22 protein-coding genes are annotated in these 23,251 nt (G+C 66.6%); 7 read left to right on the forward strand and 15 right to left on the reverse strand.

What is annotated here, in order from left to right; translation table 11 throughout:
* The first annotated feature begins 11 nt into the window (after positions 1-11).
* Positions 12-845, forward strand: coding sequence for an HDOD domain-containing protein (locus ACI1V7_RS22550; RefSeq protein ID WP_404534099.1), 834 nt, complete (start codon positions 12-14; stop codon positions 843-845).
* Between the two features lie 365 nt (positions 846-1,210).
* Here ACI1V7_RS22550 and secF read toward each other — a convergent pair whose 3' ends face one another.
* The 5 genes from secF to queA form a co-directional block, all read right to left on the reverse strand.
* The gene (gene secF / locus ACI1V7_RS22555; protein ID WP_404534100.1) at positions 1,211-2,233 is read right to left on the reverse strand and encodes a protein translocase subunit SecF; all 1,023 of its coding nucleotides are present in this window, start codon (positions 2,231-2,233) and stop codon (positions 1,211-1,213) included.
* 16 nt (positions 2,234-2,249) lie between these two features.
* On the reverse strand, positions 2,250-4,142 hold the full coding sequence (gene secD, locus ACI1V7_RS22560) for a protein translocase subunit SecD (RefSeq protein WP_404534101.1): 1,893 nt from the start codon (positions 4,140-4,142) through the stop codon (positions 2,250-2,252).
* Between the two features lie 67 nt (positions 4,143-4,209).
* Positions 4,210-4,545, reverse strand: coding sequence for a preprotein translocase subunit YajC (gene yajC, locus ACI1V7_RS22565; protein ID WP_404534102.1), 336 nt, complete (start codon positions 4,543-4,545; stop codon positions 4,210-4,212).
* 240 nt (positions 4,546-4,785) lie between these two features.
* The gene (gene tgt / locus ACI1V7_RS22570) at positions 4,786-5,925 is read right to left on the reverse strand and encodes a tRNA guanosine(34) transglycosylase Tgt (RefSeq protein WP_404534103.1); all 1,140 of its coding nucleotides are present in this window, start codon (positions 5,923-5,925) and stop codon (positions 4,786-4,788) included.
* A gap of 8 nt (positions 5,926-5,933) precedes the next feature.
* Positions 5,934-6,968, reverse strand: coding sequence for a tRNA preQ1(34) S-adenosylmethionine ribosyltransferase-isomerase QueA (queA, locus tag ACI1V7_RS22575; RefSeq protein WP_404534104.1), 1,035 nt, complete (start codon positions 6,966-6,968; stop codon positions 5,934-5,936).
* A 159-nt stretch (positions 6,969-7,127) separates the two neighbouring features.
* On the opposite strand from queA, the gene recG reads away from it, so the two are divergent.
* Complete coding sequence (recG, locus tag ACI1V7_RS22580) at positions 7,128-9,200, forward strand: ATP-dependent DNA helicase RecG (RefSeq protein WP_404534105.1); 2,073 nt, start codon at positions 7,128-7,130, stop codon at positions 9,198-9,200.
* A gap of 131 nt (positions 9,201-9,331) precedes the next feature.
* Here the strand turns inward: recG and ACI1V7_RS22585 are convergent, their stop codons facing one another.
* The 7 genes from ACI1V7_RS22585 to pyrC all read right to left on the reverse strand — a co-directional run bounded on the left by ACI1V7_RS22585 (position 9,332) and on the right by pyrC (position 13,937).
* Positions 9,332-9,625: a hypothetical protein gene (locus ACI1V7_RS22585; protein WP_404534106.1), complete on the reverse strand. Its 294-nt coding sequence runs from the start codon at positions 9,623-9,625 to the stop codon at positions 9,332-9,334.
* Positions 9,626-9,662: 37 nt separating this feature from the next.
* Positions 9,663-10,040 carry a hypothetical protein gene (locus tag ACI1V7_RS22590; RefSeq protein ID WP_404534107.1) on the reverse strand — a complete coding sequence of 126 codons (378 nt, stop codon included), beginning with the start codon at positions 10,038-10,040 and terminating at the stop codon, positions 9,663-9,665.
* Positions 10,041-10,177: 137 nt separating this feature from the next.
* The gene (locus tag ACI1V7_RS22595) at positions 10,178-10,555 is read right to left on the reverse strand and encodes a hypothetical protein (RefSeq protein ID WP_404534109.1); all 378 of its coding nucleotides are present in this window, start codon (positions 10,553-10,555) and stop codon (positions 10,178-10,180) included.
* A gap of 146 nt (positions 10,556-10,701) precedes the next feature.
* Positions 10,702-11,076 (reverse strand): 50S ribosome-binding protein YggL, encoded by a 375-nt coding sequence (locus ACI1V7_RS22600; protein WP_404534111.1) that lies wholly within the window; start codon positions 11,074-11,076, stop codon positions 10,702-10,704.
* Positions 11,077-11,102: 26 nt separating this feature from the next.
* Positions 11,103-12,089 carry a Gfo/Idh/MocA family protein gene (locus ACI1V7_RS22605; protein ID WP_404534113.1) on the reverse strand — a complete coding sequence of 329 codons (987 nt, stop codon included), beginning with the start codon at positions 12,087-12,089 and terminating at the stop codon, positions 11,103-11,105.
* The gene (locus tag ACI1V7_RS22610; protein ID WP_404534114.1) at positions 12,086-12,880 is read right to left on the reverse strand and encodes a DUF3025 domain-containing protein; all 795 of its coding nucleotides are present in this window, start codon (positions 12,878-12,880) and stop codon (positions 12,086-12,088) included. Before ACI1V7_RS22610 ends, ACI1V7_RS22605 begins: the two co-directional genes overlap by 4 nt.
* Before the next feature lie 7 nt (positions 12,881-12,887).
* Positions 12,888-13,937: a dihydroorotase gene (gene pyrC / locus ACI1V7_RS22615; protein ID WP_404534116.1), complete on the reverse strand. Its 1,050-nt coding sequence runs from the start codon at positions 13,935-13,937 to the stop codon at positions 12,888-12,890.
* 117 nt (positions 13,938-14,054) lie between these two features.
* On the opposite strand from pyrC, the gene ACI1V7_RS22620 reads away from it, so the two are divergent.
* Positions 14,055-14,831, forward strand: a complete 777-nt coding sequence (locus tag ACI1V7_RS22620) for a sulfite exporter TauE/SafE family protein (protein ID WP_404534118.1) — start codon at positions 14,055-14,057, stop codon at positions 14,829-14,831.
* 38 nt (positions 14,832-14,869) lie between these two features.
* Here ACI1V7_RS22620 and ACI1V7_RS22625 read toward each other — a convergent pair whose 3' ends face one another.
* Positions 14,870-15,595, reverse strand: coding sequence for an amino acid ABC transporter ATP-binding protein (locus tag ACI1V7_RS22625; RefSeq protein WP_404534120.1), 726 nt, complete (start codon positions 15,593-15,595; stop codon positions 14,870-14,872).
* Positions 15,596-15,865: 270 nt separating this feature from the next.
* On the opposite strand from ACI1V7_RS22625, the gene ACI1V7_RS22630 reads away from it, so the two are divergent.
* Positions 15,866-17,137 carry a dicarboxylate/amino acid:cation symporter gene (locus ACI1V7_RS22630; protein WP_404534121.1) on the forward strand — a complete coding sequence of 424 codons (1,272 nt, stop codon included), beginning with the start codon at positions 15,866-15,868 and terminating at the stop codon, positions 17,135-17,137.
* A 76-nt stretch (positions 17,138-17,213) separates the two neighbouring features.
* Positions 17,214-18,284 (forward strand): type II asparaginase, encoded by a 1,071-nt coding sequence (locus tag ACI1V7_RS22635; protein ID WP_404534123.1) that lies wholly within the window; start codon positions 17,214-17,216, stop codon positions 18,282-18,284.
* Positions 18,285-18,396: 112 nt separating this feature from the next.
* Here ACI1V7_RS22635 and kdoO read toward each other — a convergent pair whose 3' ends face one another.
* Both kdoO and ACI1V7_RS22645 read right to left on the reverse strand, forming a co-directional pair.
* Positions 18,397-19,278, reverse strand: a complete 882-nt coding sequence (gene kdoO / locus ACI1V7_RS22640; RefSeq protein ID WP_404534125.1) for a Kdo hydroxylase KdoO — start codon at positions 19,276-19,278, stop codon at positions 18,397-18,399.
* 14 nt (positions 19,279-19,292) lie between these two features.
* Positions 19,293-21,131, reverse strand: coding sequence for an ABCB family ABC transporter ATP-binding protein/permease (locus ACI1V7_RS22645; protein ID WP_404534127.1), 1,839 nt, complete (start codon positions 21,129-21,131; stop codon positions 19,293-19,295).
* Positions 21,132-21,194: 63 nt separating this feature from the next.
* On the opposite strand from ACI1V7_RS22645, the gene ACI1V7_RS22650 reads away from it, so the two are divergent.
* Both ACI1V7_RS22650 and ACI1V7_RS22655 read left to right on the forward strand, forming a co-directional pair.
* Positions 21,195-21,629, forward strand: coding sequence for an acyl-CoA thioesterase (locus ACI1V7_RS22650; protein ID WP_290413437.1), 435 nt, complete (start codon positions 21,195-21,197; stop codon positions 21,627-21,629).
* A gap of 19 nt (positions 21,630-21,648) precedes the next feature.
* On the forward strand, positions 21,649-23,232 hold the full coding sequence (locus ACI1V7_RS22655) for an alkaline phosphatase D family protein (RefSeq protein ID WP_404534129.1): 1,584 nt from the start codon (positions 21,649-21,651) through the stop codon (positions 23,230-23,232).
* Positions 23,233-23,251: the final 19 nt, after the last annotated feature.

The following is a 23,251-nucleotide window of genomic DNA, read 5'->3' on the forward strand; positions in this document are numbered from 1 at the left end:
ATAATTTTCCCATGGACCGAATCGACGCCCTCAAGAGCATTGCCGCGCAAGCCGGGCGCGGCGACCTCGCCTTTCCGACCCACGTCGACGCGACGCTGAAGTTGCAGCGCGCGCTCAGCGACTCCGAATGCCACATCGAGGAGGCCGCGCGCCTCGTGCAGACCGAGCCGCTGCTGGCCGCGCGCACCGTCGCGATCGCCAACTCGGCCGCCTACAACCGGACGGGCCAGGATGTGACCAACGTCAAGGCGGCCGTGCAGCGCGTCGGTTTCCGCACCCTCGGTGCCCTGGCCGCGGCCGTCATCGTGCGCCAGCTCGCCAGCGAGATCACGGATCCCGTGTTGCGCGCCAAGGCCGACCGGCTGTGGGAGCACTCGGCCCACGTGGCCGCGCTGGCGCAGGTGATCGCGCGCCGCGTCTCGCGCGTGGATCCGGAAACGGCGATGTTCGCCGGCATCGTGCACGAGGTCGGCGGTTTCTACCTGCTGTCGCGCGCGCCGGAATTTCCCGGGCTGCTCGACGGCGACCCGTACGACTGGATCGAGCACGGCGAAACGGCCATCGGCCGCGGCGTGCTGCAGAAGCTGGGCGTGCCCGCCCCCGTCATGGGCGCCATCGAGGCGCTGTGGAACGGCATGCGCGCGCTGCCGCCGGAAACCCTGGGCGACACGCTGCTGCTGGCGAACGACCTGGCGCCCGTCGCCTCGCCCCTGCTGGAGCGCCCGGAACTGTCCGGCCTGCAGGCCTCGGCCACCATCGACTTCGCCGTCGGCGAAGGCAGCCTGACCAGCATCCTGGAAGAATCGGCGGAAGAAGTGCGCAGCCTCGGCGTGGCGCTGTCCTGAACGCACGCCGTACGGGCAAAAAAAATCCCGCTGCATGAGCGGGAAAAGTCCAAAACTAGGGATGTCCTGAAAGAGACAGGTACATCTTAGTTCCCTACGTCCCCCAACTCTGTGCGTTGACTCACATTTGTTAAATTTTTTCCAAAATGTGAATTGACGAGCCAACGCATGGCAAGGCAAGGCAAGGCAAAAAAAAACCCGCTCCTTGCGGGAGCGGGTGAAGTCCAAAACTAGGGATGTCCTGAAAGAGACAGGTCCATCTTAAGCCTCGCCTAAGCCATCCTCTGTGCGCTGTTTCACTTTCAGCAAAAGAAAAAGCCGCATGGCTAGACACCATGCGGCTTTTTCATCGGGCCGGCGCAAACTCAGACGACGGCGCCATCCGTTTCGTCGCGTTCCTTGACCGGCTTGATCAGGTCTTCGCGCTTCACGCCCAGCCATTTCGCAATGGCGGCCGCCACGAACACGGACGAGTAGATACCGAACAGGATACCGATCGTCAGCGCCATCGCGAAGTAGTGCAGGCTCTGGCCGCCGAAGAACAGCATCGACAGCACCATCATCTCGGTACAACCGTGGGTGATGATGGTACGCGAGATGGTGCTGGTGATCGCGTGGTCGATGACTTCCGAAACGCTCATCTTGCGCTGCTTGCGGAAGGTCTCGCGGATCCGGTCGAAGATGACGACCGATTCGTTGACCGAATAGCCCAGCACGGCAAGGATACCGGCCAGCACGGTCAGCGAGAATTCCCACTGGAAGAAGGCGAAGAAGCCCAGGATGATCACGATGTCGTGCAGGTTGGCGATGATCGCCGCCACCGCGAACTTCCACTCGAAGCGCACGGCCAGGTAGATCATCACGCCGACCACGACCATGATCAGCGCGTTCAGGCCGTTCTGGGCCAGCTCGTCGCCGACCTGGGCGCCCACGTAGTCGACGCGCTGCAGGCTTACCACCTCGGCGCCGGCGGCGTTCACGCAGCTGGTGCGGGAGACGTTCTCGCCCTTGTCCGTGGTCTGCTGGACCTGCTTCGGCGCGCCGCCCTCGGCCGCGCACAGCGCGTTGAACACGGCCGCCGAGGCGTTGTTCGCATTGCTGCCCTCGCGGATCGGCAGGCGCAGCAGCACGTCCTGGGCGGTGCCGAAGCTCGACACTTCCGGCTGCTCGTAGCCCAGCTTGGTCAGCGAGGCACGGATCTTTTCCTGGTCGGCCGCGTGCGGGTAGCGCAGCTCCATCACGGTACCGCCGGTGAATTCCACCGAGAAGTGCAGGTGCTTGGTCACCAGGAAGTAGACTGCTGCGACGAAGGTCAGCGCCGAAATCACGTTGAAGATCAACGCGTAGCGCATGAACGGGATGTCCCGTTTAATCTTGAAAAATTCCATGTTCTACCCCGGTTCCTTATTCCTTGACGGCGGTCTTGCGGGCGCCTGCGGGCGTCATGCCCGGCGTCCAGACGGTGCCGATGGCAATCTTGCTCAGCTTCTTCTTGCGGCCGTACCACAGGTTGACGACGCCGCGCGACACGAACACGGCCGAGAACATCGAGGTCAGGATGCCCAGGCAGTGCACGACGGCGAAGCCGCGCACGGCGCCGGAACCGAACACGACGAGGGCCAGGCCGACGATCAGCGTGGTCACGTTCGAGTCCAGGATGGTCGCCCAGGCATGGCTGAATCCGGCCGAGATGGCCGCCTGCGGCGTATTACCGGCACGCAGTTCCTCGCGGATGCGCTCGTTGATCAGCACGTTCGAGTCGATCGCCATGCCCAGCGCCAGCGCGATTGCCGCGATACCTGGCAGCGACAGCGTCGCCTGCAGCGTGGACAGCAGGGCCAGCAGGAACAGCAGGTTGCAGGCCAGCGCCAGCACGCTGAAGAAGCCGAACAACTGGTAGTAGACGATCATGAAGACGGCGATCGCCACGAAGCCCCACAGCGTCGAGTGCAGACCCTTGGAGATGTTCTCGGCGCCCAGCTGCGGGCCGACGACACGTTCCTCGACGAATTCCATCGGCGCCGACAGCGCGCCGGCGCGCAGCAGCAGCGCCAGTTCCGAGGCGGCGGCCGGGCTGGCCATGCCGGTCGTCTGGAAGTTCGCGCCGAATTCGCTCTGGATCGTCGCGACCTGCAGCACGGTGTACTTGCCCTTTTCCTTCAGCAGCGTCGCCATGCGCTTACCGACGCGCTCGCGCGTCATGGCGCGCATCTTGCGGCCCGCTTCGGCATTCAGCTCGATGCTCACGGCCGGACGCTGGTTCTGGTCGAAGCTGGCCGTGGCGCTGATGATCGAGTCGCCGGACACGATGACGTCCTTCGAGACGACGACCGGCGCGCCCGCGCCCTGGGTGAACAGCTCAGAATTCAGCGGGATCGTGGAGGTCAGCTCGGTGCCCGGGGTGATCGTGTCGTCGGTGACGCGGAATTCCAGCGTCGCCGTGCGGCCGATGATGTCCTTGGCGTGCGCCACGTCCTGCACGCCCGGCAGCTGGACGACGATGCGGTCGCGGCCCTGCTGCTGGATGATCGGTTCCGTCACGCCCAGTTCGTTGATGCGCTTGCCCAGCGAGCTGATGTTCTGCTTGACGCCCTCTTCCACCACTCGCTGCAGCGCTTCCGGCTTGAGGGTGACCGCCAGCTTCAGGTCGGTGCCGTCGGCGCTCTCGGCGAATGCGAGGTCGCTGTTCTGGCCCAGCACGCTGCGCGCCTTGGCGCGGGTGTCGGCATCGCGGAAGGTGATCTGGATGGTGTCGCCGACGCGCTCGATGCCGGCGTGGCGCACGTTGGCGTCGCGCAGCTGGGCGCGGGCCGAGGCCAGGGTGGTCTTGATGCGGGTGTCCTGCACGGCCTTGGAATCGACCTGCAGCAGGAAGTGCACGCCGCCGCGCAGGTCCAGGCCCAGGTTCATCGGCAGGGCGTGCAGCTTCTGCATCCAGACCGGCGTGTTCTTGGCCAGGTTGACGGTGACGATGTAGTCCGGGTCGGCCTGGTCGCGGTTCAGGTCGCGCTCCAGCGCCAGCTTGGCCTTGAACTGCTCGTCGGTGCTGGCGAAACGGGTACGCACCGCGCTGGTATCGCCGGCGCCTTCCAGGCTGATGGCATCCGCATTAATGCCAGCGCGCTTGAGCGCCTGGGCAACTTCGCCGGTCGTGTCGCTGTTGACCTTGACGGTCGACTTGCCGGCCGTGACCTGCAGCGCCGGCGAATCGCCGAAGTAGTTGGGCGATGTGTAAAGCAGGCCGAGCAGTACTGTCACGAGGATCAGTATGTATTTCCAGAGGGGATAGCGGTTCATGATGTTCCAGCGTTCAAGGTTGGAGCAGCTGCGGGGCTGGAGCGCGGCGCTGGCCGCGCGGGCCGGCTTACAGGGACTTCAGGGTGCCTTTCGGCAGCAGGGCGGTGACGGCGTTCTTCTGCACCACCATTTCGGTACCGGGAGCCACTTCGATGGTCACGTAGGTGTCGGTGACCTTGGTCACGCGGCCCAGCACGCCGCCGACGGTGACGACTTCGTCGCCCTTGCCCAGCGCATCCATCATGGCGCGCAGTTCTTTCTGGCGCTTCTGCTGCGGACGGATCATGAGGAAGTACATGACCACGAACATCAGGATCAGCGGTGCGAACGTCGTTAGGCTGCCCATCAGGCCAGCATCGGCGGCGCCGGCTGCGGTTTGCGCGTAAGCGTTGGAAATGAACACAAGGACTCCCGGATATTAGTATGTTGGTTAAAAAACGAGCGCTGTATTCTAGCACCCCAAAAAAGGCGACAGCCAGTTTCCCGGCATGTGGGAGCGGCATGCCTGTTTGCAAGACATTATCGAAAAATTCATTTCGTGTATGCCGTATGCGTAGGGTGGGCACCACGTGCCCACCATGGCGTGCGCCGCGTGGACGCATGGTGGGCATGTGATGCCCACCCTACGCGCAGCGTCCCTGGCTTAGACGCCGCGCGCCCGGTCCGCGTTGAACTGCAGGCGGAACTCATGGAACTTGTCCGCATCGATCGCGTCGCGGATTTCCTGCATCAGGTTCAGGTAGTAATGCAGGTTGTGGATCGTGTTCAGGCGGGCGCCCAGGATTTCCTTCGAGCGGTGCAGGTGGTGCAGGTAGGCGCGCGAGAAATTCTTGCAGCAGTAGCAGGTGCAGGATTCGTCCAGCGGCGCCTGGTCGTCCTTGTAGCGCGCGTTCTTGATCTTGAGGTCGCCGAAGCGGGTGAACAGCCAGCCGTTGCGGGCATTGCGGGTGGGCATCACGCAGTCGAACATGTCGACGCCGTTGGCCACGCCCGCCACCAGGTCTTCCGGCGTGCCGACGCCCATCAGGTAGTGCGGCTTGTTTTCCGGCAGGCGCGGGCCGACGTGCTCCAGGATGCGCATCATGTCTTCCTTGGGCTCGCCGACCGACAGGCCGCCGATCGCCAGGCCCGGGAAGTCGATCTCTTCCAGGCCGGCCAGCGATTCGTCGCGCAGGCGCTCGTACATGCCGCCCTGGACGATGCCGAACAGCGCGTTCGGGTTTTCGCCCTTGTTGAACTCGTTCATCGAGCGCTGGGCCCAGCGCAGCGACATGCGCATCGACTTCGCCGCTTCCTCGCTCGTGGCCGGACGGCCGTCGATCTCGTACGGCGTGCATTCGTCGAACTGCATGACGATGTCCGAATTCAGCGAGCGCTGGATCTGCATCGAGATTTCGGGCGACAGGAACTGGCGTGAACCGTCGATCGGCGAGGCGAACTTGACGCCCTCTTCCGTGATCTTGCGCATGGCGCCCAGCGAAAACACCTGGAAGCCGCCGGAGTCGGTCAGGATCGGCTTGTCCCAGCCCATGAAGCCGTGCAGGCCGCCGAACTTGTCCATGACTTCCGTGCCCGGGCGCAGCCACAGGTGGAAGGTATTGCCGAGGATGATCTGCGAACCGACCTGCTTCAATTCGTTCGGATCCATCGCCTTGACGGAGCCATAGGTGCCGACCGGCATGAAGATCGGCGTCTCGATGGTGCCGTGGTTCAGCTTCAGTCGGCCGCGGCGGGCGTGCGACAGGCCGCTCGTGTCTTTCTTAAGGAGGGTAAATTCCAGCATCGTGATGGTCAGGCTTGCGTGTAGCGTGAATGGGTGGTGAGCAGCATGGCGTCACCGTAGCTGAAGAAGCGGTATTCGCTGGCGATCGCGTGGGCATAGGCCTTGCGGATCTCGTCGTAGCCGGCAAAGGCCGAGACCAGCATCATCAGCGTCGACTTCGGCAGGTGGAAGTTCGTGATCAGGCGCGTCACGGTGCGGAAGGCATAGCCCGGCGTGATGAACAGGCGCGTGTCGCCGCTGCCGGCGGCGAGTTCGCCCGACTGCGAGGCCGATTCCAGCGCGCGCAGCGAGGTGGTGCCGACGGCGACGACGTCGCGTCCCGCGGCCTTGGCGGCGGCGACCTTGTCGACGGTCTCCTGCGGGATCGTGTACCACTCGCTGTGCATCTGGTGCTCGGCCAGGTTTTCCACGCGCACGGGCTGGAAGGTGCCGGCGCCCACGTGCAGCGTGACGTAGGCGATGGTCACGCCCTTGGCGGCCAGCTTGTCCAGCAGCGGCTGGTCGAAGTGCAGGCCGGCCGTGGGCGCGGCGACGGCGCCCGGCTCCTTCGAATACACGGTCTGGTAGCGCTGCTCGTCGAAGTCGTCGGCGTCGTGCTCGATGTACGGCGGCAGCGGCAGGCGGCCGTGGGCCTCGATCAGCTCGAACACGTCGGCGCCGAAGTGCAGCGTGAAGAATTCGCCCGCGCGTTCACCCGTCGTCACGTCGAAGGCGTCCGCCAGGCGGATGCGCGTGCCCGGCTTGGGCGACTTGGAGGCGCGCACCTGGGCCAGCACGGTACGGCTGTCGAGCACGCGCTCGACCAGCACCTCGACCTGGCCGCCGGACTCCTTCTGGCCGAAGAAGCGCGCCTTGAGCACGCGGGTATTGTTCATGACCAGCACGTCGCCGGCTTGCAGCTGGTCGACGATGTCGGCGAAGTGCCGGTCCGTGATGCGGTCGCCGTCGAGCTGCAGCAGGCGCGACGCGCTGCGGTCCGGCAGCGGTACCTGGGCGATGCGTTCGGGTGGCAGGTCGAAATCGAAATCGGAAAGGGAATACATTCTGCTCATCTGGGAAAACAGGCCCGCGAGCCTTACAATATGGGCTCTAGCGTGTAGGGCGAACCCTCTATTTTACACCCGGTTTCCGGTGCGAGGGCGCAGTCGAGCGGCTTTGTGGCCGATCCTGCAACGCCGCCGACACGCGCCAACCGATCCGCCATGCCAGCCACCAAAGCCCCAGCCGCTGCGAAAGCGGCACCGAAAAGCATCGAAAGCAAGCTCGCCAAGCTCGGCCTGCGCACCGACATGGACCTGGTGCTGCACCTGCCGATGCGCTACGAAGACGAGACGCAGATCGTCCCGATCCGCGAAGCCTGCCTGCGCGGTGGCCACGTCTCCCAGGTCGAAGGCATCGTCACCAAGAACGAAGTCGCCTACAAACCGCGGCGCCAGCTGCTGGTGACCATTGCCGACGACTCGGGCGACATCCAGCTGCGCTTCATGAACTACTACGGCAGCCAGGTCAAGCAGCTGGCCGAGGGCACGCGCGTGCGTGCGCGCAGCGAGGTGCGCCACGGCTTCTTCGGCGCCGAGATGGTCCATCCCGTCTACAAGATCGTCAACGAGGGCGCGCCCCTGCCCAATTCGCTCACGCCCGTCTACCCGGCCGGCGAAGGCCTGTCGCAGACGGTGCTGCGGCGGGCCATCGCCGATGCCATGAAACGCGTCGACTGGACCGACACCGTGCCCCAGGCCGTGCGCGCCCGCCTGAACCTGGCCGAATTCCAGCCGGCCGTGCGCCTGCTGCACTACCCGCCGCCGGACGTCGACGAACACGCGCTCGTCGAACGCAGCCACCCGGCCTGGACCCGCGTGAAGTTCGACGAGCTGCTGGCCCAGCAGCTGTCGCTGAAGAAGGCCCAGCAGTCGCGCCGCGAGAAAGGCGCGCCCGTCCTCGGCGCCGTGGGCACGCTGTCCAGCGCGTTCCTGCAGGCCCTGCCCTTCAAGCTGACCAATGCGCAGCAGCGCGTGGTCGAGGAGATCCGCGCCGACCTGCGCGAAAGCTACCCGATGCAGCGCCTGCTGCAGGGCGACGTCGGCAGCGGCAAGACCGTGGTCGCGGCGCTCGCCGCCGCCCAGGCCATCGACAGCGGCTACCAGGCCGCGTTGATGGCGCCCACGGAGATCCTGGCCGAGCAGCACTTCCGCAAGATCGCATCCTGGATGGAACCGCTGGGCGTGAAGGTCGCCTGGCTGACGGGCAGCCTGAAGAAGAAGGACAAGCAGGCCGCCAGCGAACTGGTCGAATCGGGCGAGGCGAACCTCGTGATCGGCACCCATGCGCTGATCCAGGACACCGTGCAGTTCGCGAAGCTGGGCCTGGTGCTGGTGGACGAGCAGCACCGCTTCGGCGTCGGCCAGCGCCTCACGCTGCGCAACAAGGGCAGCGACGGCCTGGTGCCGCACCAGTTGATGATGTCCGCCACGCCGATCCCGCGCACGCTGGCGATGACCTATTACGCCGACCTCGAAGTGTCCGTCATCGACGAGCTGCCGCCGGGCCGCACGCCCATCGTCACGCGCGCCATCGACCAGAACCGGCGTGACGAAGTGATCGAGCGCGTGCACGCGGCCGCGCTGGAAGGCCGGCAAGCCTACTGGGTCTGTCCGCTGATCGAGGAATCGGAAGCGCTGCAGCTGCAGACGGCCACCGACACCTACGAGACGCTGGCGGCCAGCCTGCCCGACCTCGTCGTGGGCCTCGTGCACGGGCGCATGAAGCCGGCCGAGAAGCAGGTCATCATGGACGCCTTCTCGGCGGGCGACGTGCACGTGCTGGTGGCGACGACCGTCATCGAGGTCGGCGTGGACGTGCCGAATGCGTCGCTGATGGTGATCGAGCACGCCGAGCGCTTCGGCCTGTCGCAGCTGCACCAGCTGCGCGGCCGCGTGGGCCGCGGCTCGGCGGCCAGCGTGTGCCTGCTGCTGTACCAGAGCCCCCTGGGCCACGTGGCCAAGCAGCGCCTGATGACGATGCGCGAGACGACGGACGGCTTCGAGATCGCGCGGCGCGACCTGGAGATCCGCGGCCCCGGCGAATTCCTGGGCGCGCGCCAGTCGGGGGAAGCGATGCTGCGCTTCGCCAACCTGGAGACGGACCAGGACATCGTCGAGCAGGCCCGCGACGTGGCGGCCTGGCTGCTGGGCTCCAGCAAGCCGGAGGCGGAGGCGATCGTGGATGCGCACCTGCAGCGCTGGCTGGGCGGGCGGGAGGAATTCCTGAAAGTGTAAACAACGTCGTCCCCGCGCAGGCGGGGACCCAATTTCTGCCAGCGTTTCGTCTACGCTTACACATTGGGTCCCCGCCTGCGCGGGGAGTCGTTTCCGGCAGTGCCGGGAACGACGTTGCTTTATCGAGCGGCTTACTTGGCAGCGACCGGCGTGGTGGCCGGATCCGCCGCTTCCTTGCCGTCCTTCTTCTCCTTGCTGTCCTTGGTGGCCTTGGTAGCCTCGCCCTTCTTGTCGTGCTTGCCCTTGGCCGGCTTGGCTTCCTGCTTCTCGTGCTTGGCGGCGGCCTTGGAGACGGCCGGCGACGTGCTCGCGTCCGGCACCGCGGTCTGCGACGGCGTCGTCGGCGGCGCGGTCGGGGTCGTGGTCTGGGCGAAGGCGGCGCTGGCGAACAGGGCGGCGATCAGGGTGGCGGCGGTACGTTTCATGGCGAATCTCCTTGCGGATCGGTGATCGGGGGGCGGATTACTTGGTCGCCGCAGTGGTGGTCGTGGTGGTGGCCGGGGTCACGGCGGCGACGGTCGCGTCCTTGCCTTCCTTGGCGACTTCCTTGGCCTTGTGGCCGGCCTTGACGCTGGCGTGCTTGGCCTCGGCCGTGGTTTCCTTCGCCTCGGCCTTCACGGTGTCCTTGGCCTGCTTGGCATCGGCCTTGGTGTCCTTGGCCTGTTCCTTCACGGCCTTCTTCGTCTCATGGGCTTCGGATTTCACTTCGGCCTTGGCGCTCTTGGCGTCGGCCTTCGCTTCGGCCTTGACGGTGGGCGAGGTGGTGGCAGGGGCCGGCGTCTGGGCGAATGCAGCAGTGGCGAACAGACCGGCGATCAGGGCAGCGATGGTGTTTTTCATGATAAGTGGTCCTCAGCTAGTTTTGGGATTCTCGTGCACGTTTGCGTGTCACTTGTCCCTAAAACGAGCCCGCCCCTGCCCTTGTTGACAGCCTTTACAAATGCTTACCGGGCTGACAAACGCTTACATCCAAGCAATCATTCGCGCTTCGTGAGCTCGATGCCGTCGACCGTCATCTTCCACTTGCCCTGCTCGCGATGCGGCGGCTTGCCGACGACGAAGGTCGACTTGATGAAGCTGGTGCCGACGTCGAAGTCGTCGCCGTGGAAGCCCTGCAGATCGACGGTGAGGTCGACGTTCTTGCCGGGCCGGTCGCGCTTGTACTCGACGTGGCCGTCCGGCTGGATCTTCAGGCGCATCTTGTCGCCCAGCCATTCGCCGACGTAGTTCGCCTTGTCGGCGGGGACCGGTACCGGGTCGGCGAAGCTCGGCGCGGCAGCAAGCAGGCCGGCTGCAAACAGGGTGGCACGCAGAGTGGGACGCGCAGTGAGACGCGCAGTGGGACGCACAAGCATCGGACATCCTTTCGAGTGGGCGGAACAGCCAGTATCCGAACCCGCGCGGGCGCCGTCAAACGGAATCGGGTATGCATGCGCCCCGTCCGTGCGCGATAAACGACAAAGCCCGCAGGCGCGGGCTTTGTCGGCAAAAGCGGAAAGGATCAGAAACCGTAGCCGTGCCACGCATCCTTGAAGTCCTTGGCGCGGGCATCGACCACTTCCTGGCGCGCGCGCAGCCACGTCACGACGGCCTCGCGGTCTTCCTCGCCCGGCGAGCCCCGTTCGATGCGGGCGATCGCGCCCTCGGTCTCGCTGAACGGCTCCTTGCCGCCAAAGCCGCCGCCCAGCAGGCCGCGCTGCTCCAGGAAGCCGAAGAAGTCGTTGATGAAGTCGTGGTACGGTTCGCCGCGCATCGGGGCGTGGAACACGAGCTCCACGTCGAAGCAGTGTTCCTGGAATTCGCCGACGCGCAGCTTCTTGCGCTGGCGCGGCTTGAGCTGGCGGATGCGGCTGGTCGAGCGGGGATCGCGTTTCATGGTTCTCCTTGTGGCTTATGAGTGGATCAGTCGTTGTCGGATGCGTACTGCAGGCCGATCTGGCGGCGCGCCTCGTCCATCACGCCCATCAGCATCAGCGTATCGGCATGCGTCATGGCCGGGCTCTCGATCTCGCCGGCGCGCCAGCAGCGCTGCGCTTCGGCGATTTCGTGCACGTAGCCGTTGCCGAGGAAGGGCGTGTCGACGGTGCGCGTGCTGCCATCGGCCAGCGCCACCGTCACCGAGCGGGCGCGGTGGAACATCGTGTTCATGCGCACATGGCCCCGTTCTCCGGCCACCGTCAGTTCGCTGGCCAGGCGCGCGCGCAGCGAGCAGCTGAGGACGGCCATGCCGCCCCCTTCATGGCGCAGCACCAGCGCCGTCTGTTCGTCGACGCCGGTGAGACCCAGGTCGGCCTGGGCCAGCACGCCCGTCACGGGGCCGAGCAGCGCCGCCGCGATCGACAGCGGATAGATGCCCAGGTCCAGCAGCGCGCCGCCGCCCAGCACCGGATTGAACAGCCGGTGTTCGGGGCCGACGTCGGCCTTGAAGCCGAAATCCGCGCTCACCTGGCGCACGGCGCCGATCTCGCCGGAGGCGACGATGCGCCGCACCTCGGCGAAGGCCGGCAGGAAGCGCGTCCACATGGCCTCCATCAGGAACAGTTTCTTGTCGCGCGCCAGCGCCACCAGTTCCTCGGCCTGGCGCCGGTTCACAGTGAATGCCTTTTCGCACAGCACGCCCTTGCCCGCTTCCAGCGCCATGCGCACGTTCTCGTAATGCATCGGATGCGGCGTGCCGACGTAGACCAGGTCGACGTCATCAGCCTGCACCAGCGCTTCGTAGGAACCGTAGGCCGCGCCGCCGAATTGCGCGGCGAATGCCTGCGCGCCTTCGAGCGTGCGCGAGCCGACGCCGGCCAGCACGCCATCCGGCGTGTCCTTCAATGCCGTGGCGAAGGCCTTGGCGATCTTGCCCGTGCCGAGGATGCCCCAGCGGACCTGTGCACTCATGCTTGTCTCCTTTTCGGTCGGAATACGGTCTCGTCCCGGTAGAACGCCTCGTCCTGGCCCGGCCACCAGCCGGGCACGCCCAGCGCCTGCAGCGGCATGAAGCCGGCGGTCGACAGGCCTTGCGTGGCGAGCGCCGCGGATTCGGCGCCGTCGATCCAGTCGCAGCGCGCCTGCCAGGGCAAGGCGAACACCTCGCCCGGCGCGAACACGACGCGCGTGTGCGCCGTGATCGCCTTGCGCGGCGCGACGAGCTTTTCCATCAGCGCGTGGCCGAACAGCCAGACCTCGGCGCCGGCGCCGGCCGCGAACTGCGCGCGGCGCGTCCACAGGGCGTCGACCCAGCGGTGTTCGCGCAGGTCGTCGACGAGGGCATGGCCCGCGTCGTCGTCGCGCACCAGCAGCAGCGCGGCGTTCTCGTCGTAGATGGTGGCGGCATCGCGCGCGGGGCCACGCGACTTGCCGACGCCGGCGGCCTGGATCTGCGCCGCCTGCAACGCATTCAACGCGCGCTTGGTGCGCGGGAAGGTCTGCCACACGAGGCCATTGAAGAAATCGTGCAGGTTCTCGCGCGTGGGTACGCAGCCGGTGGCGCCGATGAATGCCTCGTACGCCGTCTCGGGCGGCAGCGCCTCCTGAGGCACGAAGCGGATCGCCTGGCCGCGGTGGTTGACGAGGCCCAGGCGGGCCGCGTTGGCGTTGAAGGCGTCGATGAACGGGCCCTGACCGAGGCGCTCGAAGGCGGGACGCACCGTGTCATACCACGGCCGCGTCCAGTCGATCTGCGCGAACATCCAGGAATTACACCATCTTCCAGCCGATCTGCTCGCCGCCGTTGAGCGGGACCAGTTCGTGCTCGCCCATCGGCACGGTGGCCGGCAGCGTCCAGGTTTCGCGCTTCAGCGTGACGGTGCCCGTGTTGACCGGCAGGTCGTAGAAGGCGGGGCCGTTCAGGCTGGCGAAGGCTTCCAGCTTGTCCAGCGCGCCGGCCTGCTCGAAGGCGGTGGCATACAGTTCCATCGCGTGCAGCGCCGTGTAGCAGCCGGCGCAGCCGCACGACGTCTCCTTGGTGTGGATGGCGTGCGGGGCCGAATCGGTGCCGAGGAAGAAGCGCTCGTCGCCGCTGGTGGCGGCCGTCACCAGCGCCAGGCGGTGTTCCTCGCGCTTGAGCACGGGCAGGCAGTACATGTGCGGGCGGATGCCGCCGCGGAAGATCTCGTTGCGGTTGTACAGCAGGTGGTGGGCGGTGATGGTCGCCGCGATCGGGCCTTCGGCCTCGGCCACGTACTCGGCCGCATCCTTGGTCGTGATGTGCTCGAACACGATCTTCAGTTCCGGGAAGTCGCGGCGCAGCGGGCGCATCACGCGCTCGATGAACACGGCTTCGCGGTCGAACAGGTCGATGTGGTTGTCCGTGACTTCGCCGTGGATCAGCAGGGGCATGTCGGTCTCCTGCATCGCCTCCAGCGTCTTGTAGCACTTGCGCAGGTCGGTCACGCCGGCCGCCGAATTGGTGGTGGCGCCGGCCGGGTACAGCTTGACGGCGTGGACGAAGCCCGAATCCTTGGCGCGGCGGATCTCGTCCGGGTCCGTGTTGTCGGTGAGGTACAGCGTCATCAGCGGCTCGAAGGACATCCCCTCCGGCAGCGCCGCCAGGATGCGCTCGCGGTAGGCCGCGGCCAGCGCGGTGGTGGTGACCGGCGGCTTCAGGTTCGGCATGACGATGGCGCGGGCGAACTGGCGCGCGCTGTGCGGCAGCACGCTGGCCATGGCGGCGCCGTCGCGCAGGTGCAGGTGCCAGTCGTCGGGACGGGCGATGGTGATGGTGTCGGGGGATTCGATGATGGACATGGCGGCTCTCGGAATGCGAACCCCGGCATTTTACCTGCTGCCACCCCGGCCGGCACGCGTTCTCCCGCCCGCACGGTACGTTTCTTTCCAGCACTAATGACCCGTCCGGCGCTAGAATTGCCATACCGACCACAGCCGGCCAGCGCCGTCCCGTCCATGGCTTACGAGTTCCACACGATCGCGCAACTGGCCGCCGTCATCGCCCTCGCCTACGTCGTCTACGGCGTCACGGGATTCGGCTCCGCGATCATGGCGATGCCCGTGCTGGTGCTGCTGGTACCGCTGCGCGTGGCCGTGCCGCTGATGCTGGTGTTCGATCTCGTGTCCGGCCTGCTGCTCGGCCTGCGCAACCGGCGCCACATCGTGCTGCGCGAAGGGCTGCGCCTGCTGCCCTGCATGCTGGCCGGGATGGCGCTCGGCGTGGTGGCGCTGGTGCGGGCGCCGGAACGGCTGCTGTTGCTGCTGCTCGGGGCCTTCATCCTGGCCTTCGCGGCCTGGAGCCTGCTGGCACGCCCGCCTGCGCGGCCCCTGGCGGCCGGCTGGGCGCTGCCGTTCGGCGCCGTCGGCGGCGTGTTCACGGCGCTGTTCGGCACGGGCGGACCGTTCTACACGATCTACCTGACGCGGCGCCTGGACGACAAGCTGGCGCTGCGCGCGACGATCAGCGCCGTGCTGCTGTCCAGCGCCATCGCCCGCCTGGCCCTGTTCTCCGGCGCCGGCCTGTACGCGCAGCCCGGCTTGCCGCTGCTGGCGGCGGCCCTGCTGCCGTTCGCGCTGGGTGGCCTGTATCTCGGCAACCGGCTGCACCTGCAGCTGCCGGCGCAGCGCGTCCGCCAGGCCGTCTGGGTGGTGCTGATCGCGGGCGGCGCCAGCCTGGTGCTGCGTAATCTATAGGCAGGCAGGCGCGGGCTCAGTGGATGCTCAGTGGATGCTCAGTGGATGATCCGCGCGAGGAATTCGCGCGCGCGCTCCGAGCGGGGCGCGTCGAAGAAGGCGTCCTTCGGGCTGTCCTCGACGATGGCGCCCGCATCCATGAACACGACGCGGTCGGCGACGCGGCGCGCGAAGCCCATCTCGTGGGTGACGACCATCATCGTCATACCCTCCTGGGCCAGGCCCGTCATCACGTCCAGCACCTCGCCCACCATTTCCGGGTCGAGCGCGGACGTCGGCTCGTCGAACAGCATGGCGACGGGATCCATCGCCAGCGCCCGCGCGATCGCCACGCGCTGCTGCTGGCCGCCGGAGAGCTGGCTGGGAAACTTGTCCTGGTGCGCCAGCAGGCCCACGCGGTCCAGGTATTTCAGGCCGTTGGCCGTCGCTGCGTCGCGCGAGCGCTTCAGCACCTTTACCTGGGCCAGGGTCAGGTTGTCGCGTACCGACAGGTGCGGGAACAGCTCGAAATTCTGGAACACCATGCCGATGCGGGCGCGCAGCTCGGGCAGGCGCGTGGCCGGGTCGCCGACCGAGGTGCCGTCGACGCGGATGGTCCCCTGCTGGAAGGGTTCGAGGCCGTTGACGGTCTTGATAAGGGTCGACTTGCCCGATCCGGACGGGCCGCACACCACCACCACGTCGCCGCGCGCGACGCTGGTCGTGCAGTCGCGCAGCACCTGGAACGTGCCGTACCATTTGCTGACATTGTCGATGTCGATCATCGCTTGTTCATCCCTCACAATCATCCGTAAACATTTGCGCGCCAAGCTCGCCCGGCAACCGTATTGTCGTCTATTTACGGGGATTTGCGCATGCTTGACAGCACTTGCAACGCCAAGGATACTGCGGGACTTGTCAATATTGTCAGCATCAAAGGCACTCGCGCACGATCACCGTTTTGCCCGAGTTTCCGCCCGAGCCAGCTCGGGTTGCGCCGGCGCAGGACGGACGATCTCTTCCTGACCGCCGTGGCGCCATCACAGAGGACGTCTATGAACAAACGAAACCGCCTCACCACCTACATCATGGTAGGACTGGTGCTGGGCATCGCCGTCGGCTACGCGGCCAATACGCAGATGGCCGATCCCGCCGCCTTCGCGGACAATATGTCGCTGATCACGACCCTGTTCCTCCGCCTGATCAAGATGATCATCGCGCCGCTGGTGTTCTCGACGCTGGTCGTGGGCATCGCCAAGATGGGCGACGCCGCGGAAGTGGGCCGCATCGGCGTCAAGGCGCTGGGCTGGTTCGTCATCGCTTCCGTGATGTCGCTGACGCTGGGCCTGATCCTCGTGAACCTGTTCCGTCCGGGCGACGCGATGGCGCTGGCCGGCAACCTGCCGGCGGCGAACGCTTCCTCGGGCATCGCCGTCACCGGCCTCACGCTGAAGGACTTCATCACCCACCTGGTGCCGACCTCGATCGCGGACGGCATGGCCAAGAACGAGATCCTGCAGATCGTGATCTTCTCGATCTTCTTCGGCACGGGCGCCGCCGCCGTGGGCGCGCGCGCCACCCCGCTGATCGACGCCATCGACGGCGCCGCCCACGTGATGCTGAAGGTGACGGGCTACGTGATGAACTTCGCGCCGGTCGCCGTGTTCGCCGCCGTCGCGGGCGTGATCGCCAAGAGCGGCGTGGGCGTGCTGGCCACCTATGGCGTGTTCATGGGCGAGTTCTACCTCGGCATCATCCTGCTGTGGCTGATCCTGATCGGCGTCGGCATCCTGTTCGTCGGCCCGCGCCTGCTGAAACTGATCGCGGAACTGCGCGAGCCGACCATCCTCGCCTTCACCTGCGCCTCGTCGGAAGCGGCTTTCCCGAAGACGCTGGAAGGCCTGGAGCGTTTCGGCGTGAAGAACCGCCTGGCCGCCTTCGTGCTGCCGATCGGGTACTCGTTCAACCTGGACGGCTCGATGATGTACTGCACCTTCGCGACCATCTTCATCGCCCAGGCCTACGGCATCGAGGTGCCGCTGTCGACCCAGCTGACGATGATGCTGGTGCTGATGCTGACCTCGAAGGGCATGGCCGGCGTGCCGCGCGCCTCGCTGGTCGTCATCGCCGCCACGCTGAACCAGTTCCACATCCCGGAAGCGGGCCTGCTCCTGCTGCTGGGCATCGACCACTTCCTGGACATGGGCCGCTCGGCCACCAACGTGATCGGCAACGGCATCGCCACCGCCGTCGTCGCCAAGTGGGAAGGCGAACTGACGACGCCCACGCCGTCCGACAAGGATATCTCGACGGCGCCCCTGCGCTGACGGCCACGCATTCCATCCAAGGCTTTCCCTCGCCGGAAAGCCTTTTTTGTTTCAGCTCTCATCCCTAGGAGACTTCATGCTGCATCCGAAATCCGTCCGCGCGCTGCTCGCGCTGTGCGGGCTTGTCCTCACCATGGCTGCCGCCCAGGCGCAGAAACTGCCCAACGTGACCATCCTCGCCACCGGCGGCACCATCGCCGGCAGCGGCGCCACCAGCACGACGACGGTGGGCTACACGGCCGCCACGGTCGGCGTCGACGCGCTGATCAAGGCCGTGCCGGAACTGCAGAAGGTCGCCCACGTCAGCGGCGAGCAGGTATTCCAGATCGCCAGCGAGAACATGGGCAACGAGCAGTGGCTCGCCCTCGCCAAGCGCGTGAACACCCTGCTGGCCAAGCCGGACGTGGACGGCATCGTCATCACCCACGGCACCGACACGATCGAGGAGACCGCCTATTTCCTGAACCTGGTCGTCAAGAGCAGCAAGCCGGTGGTGGTGGTGGGCGCGATGCGTCCGTCGACCGCGATCTCGGCCGACGGCCCGATCAACCTGTACAACGCCGTGATCACGGCCGGCAGCAAAGACGCCGTGGGCAAGGGCGTGCTGGTCGTGATGAACGACCAGATCAACGCCGCGCGCGAGGTCACCAAGACCAATACCACGACCACCGATACGTTCAAGTCGCCGGAACTGGGCATGCTGGGCTACGTGGTCGACAACAAGCCGCACTTCTACCGCGCTTCCACGCGCAAGCACACGGCGGACACCGAATTCGACGTCAGCAAGCTGGACGCCCTGCCCCAGGTTGACATCGCCTACACCTACGCCAACGTCGGCCCCACCGCCGTCGAGGCGCTGGTCAATGCGGGCGCCAAGGGTCTCGTGCATGCGGGCGTGGGCGACGGCAGCCTGCCGACCAAGGTGCGTCCGGCCCTGTCGGCCGCCCGTGCCAAGGGCGTCGTCGTCGTGCGCGCCAGCCGCGTGGGCCAAGGCATCGTGGCACGCAACGGCGAAGCCAACGACGACCAGCTCGACTTCGTGGTGGCCGATACGCTCAATCCACAGAAGGCGCGTATCCTGCTGATGCTGGCGCTGACCAAAACCAGCAGCACCAAGGAGATCCAGCGGATGTTCTACACCTACTGAGGTCGTCGGTGTGCGTGGTGGGCACGTGGTGCCTACGCCGGCCGCGCCCACCCTAAGGCCGGCTTTGTCGTCCACGCGTAAAAACGGCCGCTCGAAGCGGCCGTTTTTCTTTTTATACCAGCGCGTGCCCCTGCAAGCGCGTCAGGATCGCCAGCGGGCTGGATTCCTTGTCGTACTGCTGCATCGGCGACAGCTGCAGCGTGTGCTCCATCATGTACTGGCCCGCCATCACGGCGTGCGAGGTCTGGTCCGAGAAACACACCCAGGCGCAGCCGGGTGGAAAGCCGAAGGTGACTTGCGGGGCGCTCTTCTGGTAGTCCAGGTCGGACTTCATGGCGTCGTGCAGCTGCAGCATCAGGTGGTCGTATTCGCTGCGCAGCGATTTCGTCACGCCCAGCATGTTCAGCGCTTTGGCCTGCCAGCCCACATAAGGTTTCAGCTTCGGCAGGAAACGCTTCGCCACGTCCTCGAACGGCTCGCCCACGCGCCACACGCGCGGCTCACCCTCCAGGTTGACGTTGGTGAAGATGCGCAGCAGGCGCTCGCCGCGGTTCGGGCGCGACGGGAAGGAATCGACGTGCATGCGGCGGTCGTCGGCGCGCCAGGACTGCACCCGGTTCTGCACGACGGACGGGCGGAAGCTGGTGGCGCCGCGGCGCAGGTGTTCGCCGTAGCGCGGCACCAGGTTGCCGACCAGCGCCTCGGCCTCGGCGCGGAAGCGTCCGATCATGCCGGCGGCCAGCGCCCTGGTGGCGTCGTCGCCGACGACGCCTTTCAGGTCGCCGCTGGGGGACAGGCTGATGTTGCGTACCTTCGGGTCGCGGATGTCTTCGCGGAACAGCGCCAATTCTTCCTTCTGCGGCGCAAAGCCGGCCTTGCCGTAGCTGCCGAAGTTGGGGAAGTACAGCACCTTGCCCGCTTCCAGCGCGGCGATCCAGGCCGGATTGCCGTGGCCGACGTCGGCCATGTCGATCTCGACGATCTGATTGTCCATGTTCTCTTGGTTTCCTAGTCTTGTCCCATCGCTTCCGGCGCGGCCGCGAGATCGTCGTCCTGCTTTGCCTGCTGCCGGTCCCACATCTGCCGATACAGTCCGTCCGCCGCGATCAGCTGCGCATGCGTGCCGCGCTCGACGATGCGGCCATGGTCCAGCACGAGGATCTGGCCGGCATCGGCGATGGTCGACAGGCGGTGCGCGATCACCAGCGTCGTGCGCTGTTTCGCGATTTCCTTCAGCTGCGCCTGGATCGCCTGCTCCGACTTCGAGTCGAGGGCCGACGTGGCTTCGTCGAAGATCAGGATGGCGGGGTTCTTCAGCAGCGTGCGCGCGATCGCCACGCGCTGCTTTTCGCCGCCGGACAGCTTCAGGCCGCGCTCGCCCACCATTGTCGCATAGCCGTCCGGCAGGCTCTCGATGAAGTCGTGGATCGACGCCGCGCGCGCCGCCGCCACGATGTCCTCGCGGCGCGCGCCCGGGCGGCCGTAGGCGATGTTGTATTCGATGGTGTCGTTGAACAGCACCGTGTCCTGGGGCACGATGCCGATCGCGTGGCGCAGCGAATCCTGGGTCACCTGGCGGATGTCCTGGCCATCGATGCGGATCGAGCCCTGCTGCACGTCGTAGAAGCGGAACAGCAGCCGCGACAGGGTCGACTTGCCCGAGCCGCTGTGGCCGACGACGGCCGTCGTGGTGCCGGCCGGGATCGTGAAGTCGACGTCGAACAGGATCTGGCGCTTGGGGTCGTAGCTGAATTCGACGTGCGAGAACTCCACGCGCGCCCCCTGCGTCTGCAGCGGCTTGGCATCGGGCGAATCCGCCACTTCGCGGTGCTGCTCCAGCAGGCCGAACAGGCGTTCCATGTCGGCCAGGCTCTGCTTGATCTCGCGGTAGATCACGCCGAGGAAGTTGAGCGGGATGTACAGCTGGATCATGAAGGAATTCACCAGCACCAGGTCGCCCAGCGACATCGTGCCGTCGATGACGCCCTGCGTCGCGCGCCACAGGATCGCGGTGACAGCGGCCGCGATGATCAGGGACTGGCCGCTGTTGAGCAAGGACAGCGAGGTCTGCGAGCGCACGGCGGCGCGCTCGTAATTCTGCAGGCCTTCGTCGTAGCGCTTGGCCTCGTAGTCCTCGTTGCCGAAGTATTTCACCGTCTCGTAGTTGATCAGCGAGTCGATCGCCTTCGTGTTCGCCTTCGAGTCCAGTTCGTTCATCGTGCGCCGGAAGTGCGTGCGCCATTCGGTGACGGTGACGGTAAACACGATGTAGGTGAGCAGCGCCACGCCCGTGATGATGGAGAACCACTTGTCGTAGTGAAAGGCCAGGTAGCCCAGCACCAGCGAGATCTCCACCAGCGTCGGCAGGATCGAGAACAGCGAGTAGGACACGAGCGAGCTGACGCCGCGCGTGCCGCGCTCGATGTCGCGCGTCATGCCGCCCGTCTGGCGGTTCAGGTGGAAGCGCAGCGACAGCGCGTGCAGGTGGCGAAACACGCGCAGCGCGATGGTGCGCACGGCGCGCTGCGTCACCCGCGCGAACAGGAATTCTCGCAGCTCGGTGAACAGCGTGGTGGAAAAGCGCAGCGCGCCGTAGGCGACGAGGGCGCCCAGCGGCAGCACCAGCAGCGCATGCGGATGGTGCGGGTCGATCGAGAGCTGGTCGACGATCTTCTTGAGCACCAGCGGCACGCCGATGTTCGCCATCTTGGCGCCGACCAGGCACACGAGGGCGGCGAGCACGCGCCATTTGTAAACCCACAGATAGGGCAGCAGCGTACGGATGGTCGACCAGTCGTTGCGCTTGGCATTCGGGTCGGCGGGAGGGGGCAAGGATGAGCGGCGCATGACAATATTTCGGTTTTTATGGTTCAATCCAGCGTTGATTGTAGCTTTTACCGAGATTTCAAGATGACCCAGCCAGAAAACCAGTCCGCCTCCCCCGTCCGCCTGCCCGAAGGAAAAATGCCGGTGCTGCGGATGATGCCGGGCGCTGCCGACATCAACGTCTATGGCGACGTGTTCGGCGGATGGATCATGGCCCAGGTCGACATCGCCGGCTCGCTGCCGGCCGTACGCCGCGCCAACGGCCGCGTCGCCACCGTGGCCGTGAACTCCTTCCTGTTCAAGAATCCCGTGTTCGTCGGCGACCTGCTGTCCTTCTACGCCGACGTCGTCAAGGTCGGCAACACGTCGATCACCGTCTCCGTCGAGGTGTACGCGGAGCGCAACCGCCTGCAGACGGACGTGGTCAAGGTGACGGAGGCGACGCTGACCTACGTGGCCACGGGCCCGGACCGCAAGCCGCGCCAGCTGCCGCCGCTCGAATCGCTGATGACCCAATAAGGCCGCAACAAGACCGACCATGCAGCACGCGCGCCGCCTGTTCCTGCTGGATGCGGCGCGCCTCGCGGCCGCCGCCACGGCGGCGACGCCGTCGCTGGTGCTGTCCGCGCCTCCGTCCAACCGCGCCGGCTATCCGTTCGGCCTGGGCGTGGCGTCGGGCGCGCCGCTACCGGATTCCGTGATCCTCTGGACGAGGATCCTCCCCGATCCGCTCGACGCGTCATCAAGCCCGCGCCTGGCCGTGCCGCTGCGCTGGGAAGTGGCGCACGACGAGGCCTTCCGCAACATCGTCGCGCACGGCAGCGCCATCGCCACGCCGGAACTGGCGCACAGCGTGCGCGTGAACGTGACGGGCCTGCAGCCGGCGCGCTGGTACTGGTACCGCTTCATGCTGGGCGACGCCGTCAGTCCCGCCGGCCGCACGCGCACGGCGCCCGCCGCCGGCAGCATGCCCGACGTACTGAAGCTGGCCGTGGCCTCGTGCCAGCACTGGGAATTCGGCAGCTACGCGGCGCACCGCCACATCGCCGCCGCGCATCCGGACCTGGTCGCCTTCCTCGGCGACTACATCTACGAATGGGGCGCCTACCAGCTCCAGCATCCGCAGCGCGCCGTGCGCCGCGACGAATCGTTCACGCTGGACGATTACCGGCGCCGCTATGCCCAGTACAAGTCCGACCCGCAGTTGCAGGCGGCGCACCTGGCGGCGCCCTGGATCGTCACCTGGGACGACCACGAAGTCGCCAACGACTACGCGGCGCTGCGCGACGAGCGCCTGTCCGCCACCTTCGCCCAGCGCCGCGCCGCGGCCTACCAGGCCTTCTACGAACACATGCCGCTGCGCCTGCCGGCGCCGAAACACTTCGCCAGCGTGCGCATGCTCCAGCGTGTCGACTGGGGCAGGCTCGCGCGCTTCCACGTGCTGGACGACCGCCAGTACCGCGCCGTGCAGGCCTGCCCGCGCCCGAACGCGGGCGGTTCCTCGTCCGTGACGGCGCGCGCCTGCCCCGCCCTGCTCGATCCGCGCCGCTCGATGCTGGGCGCCGAGCAGGAAGCCTGGCTGGAGGCGGGATTACGATCCTCGAACGCGCGCTGGAACGTGCTGGCCCAGCAGACGCTGATGGCGCCGTCCTCGCAAGTGCCGACGGCGACGGCGGACGGCGGCCGCGTCTGGACCGACGGCTGGGACGGTTATCCAGCCGCGCGCCGGCGCCTGCTCGACACGCTCGCGACAACGCGCGCGGCGAATCCGCTGGTACTGGGCGGCGACGTGCACACCTTCTATGCGACCGAGCTGCGGCGCGACTTTTCCAGGCCCGCGTCGAAGGCCAATCCGCTGGTGGCGACGGAATTCGTGGGCACGTCGGTGACGTCCAGCTCGCGCCCGCAGGAACGGACGGCGCAGTACGTGGCGATGAACCCGCACATCAAATACGGGCGCAGCGACAAGCGCGGCTGGATGCTGCTGGAAGTGACGCCGAAGGAAGTGCGCACGCGCTTCCTGGGGCTGGACGACGTGCGCGATGCGGGCAGCGCTCAGCGTGTGCTGGCGCAGTTCAGGGTAAAGGATGGGAAAGCGGGCGTGGAGCAGACCGCGGGCTGACTGCTGCAGCACGTCGCCC

This window comes from Massilia paldalensis (assembly GCF_044901715.1).
GTDB lineage: Bacteria > Pseudomonadota > Gammaproteobacteria > Burkholderiales > Burkholderiaceae_D > Telluria > Telluria paldalensis.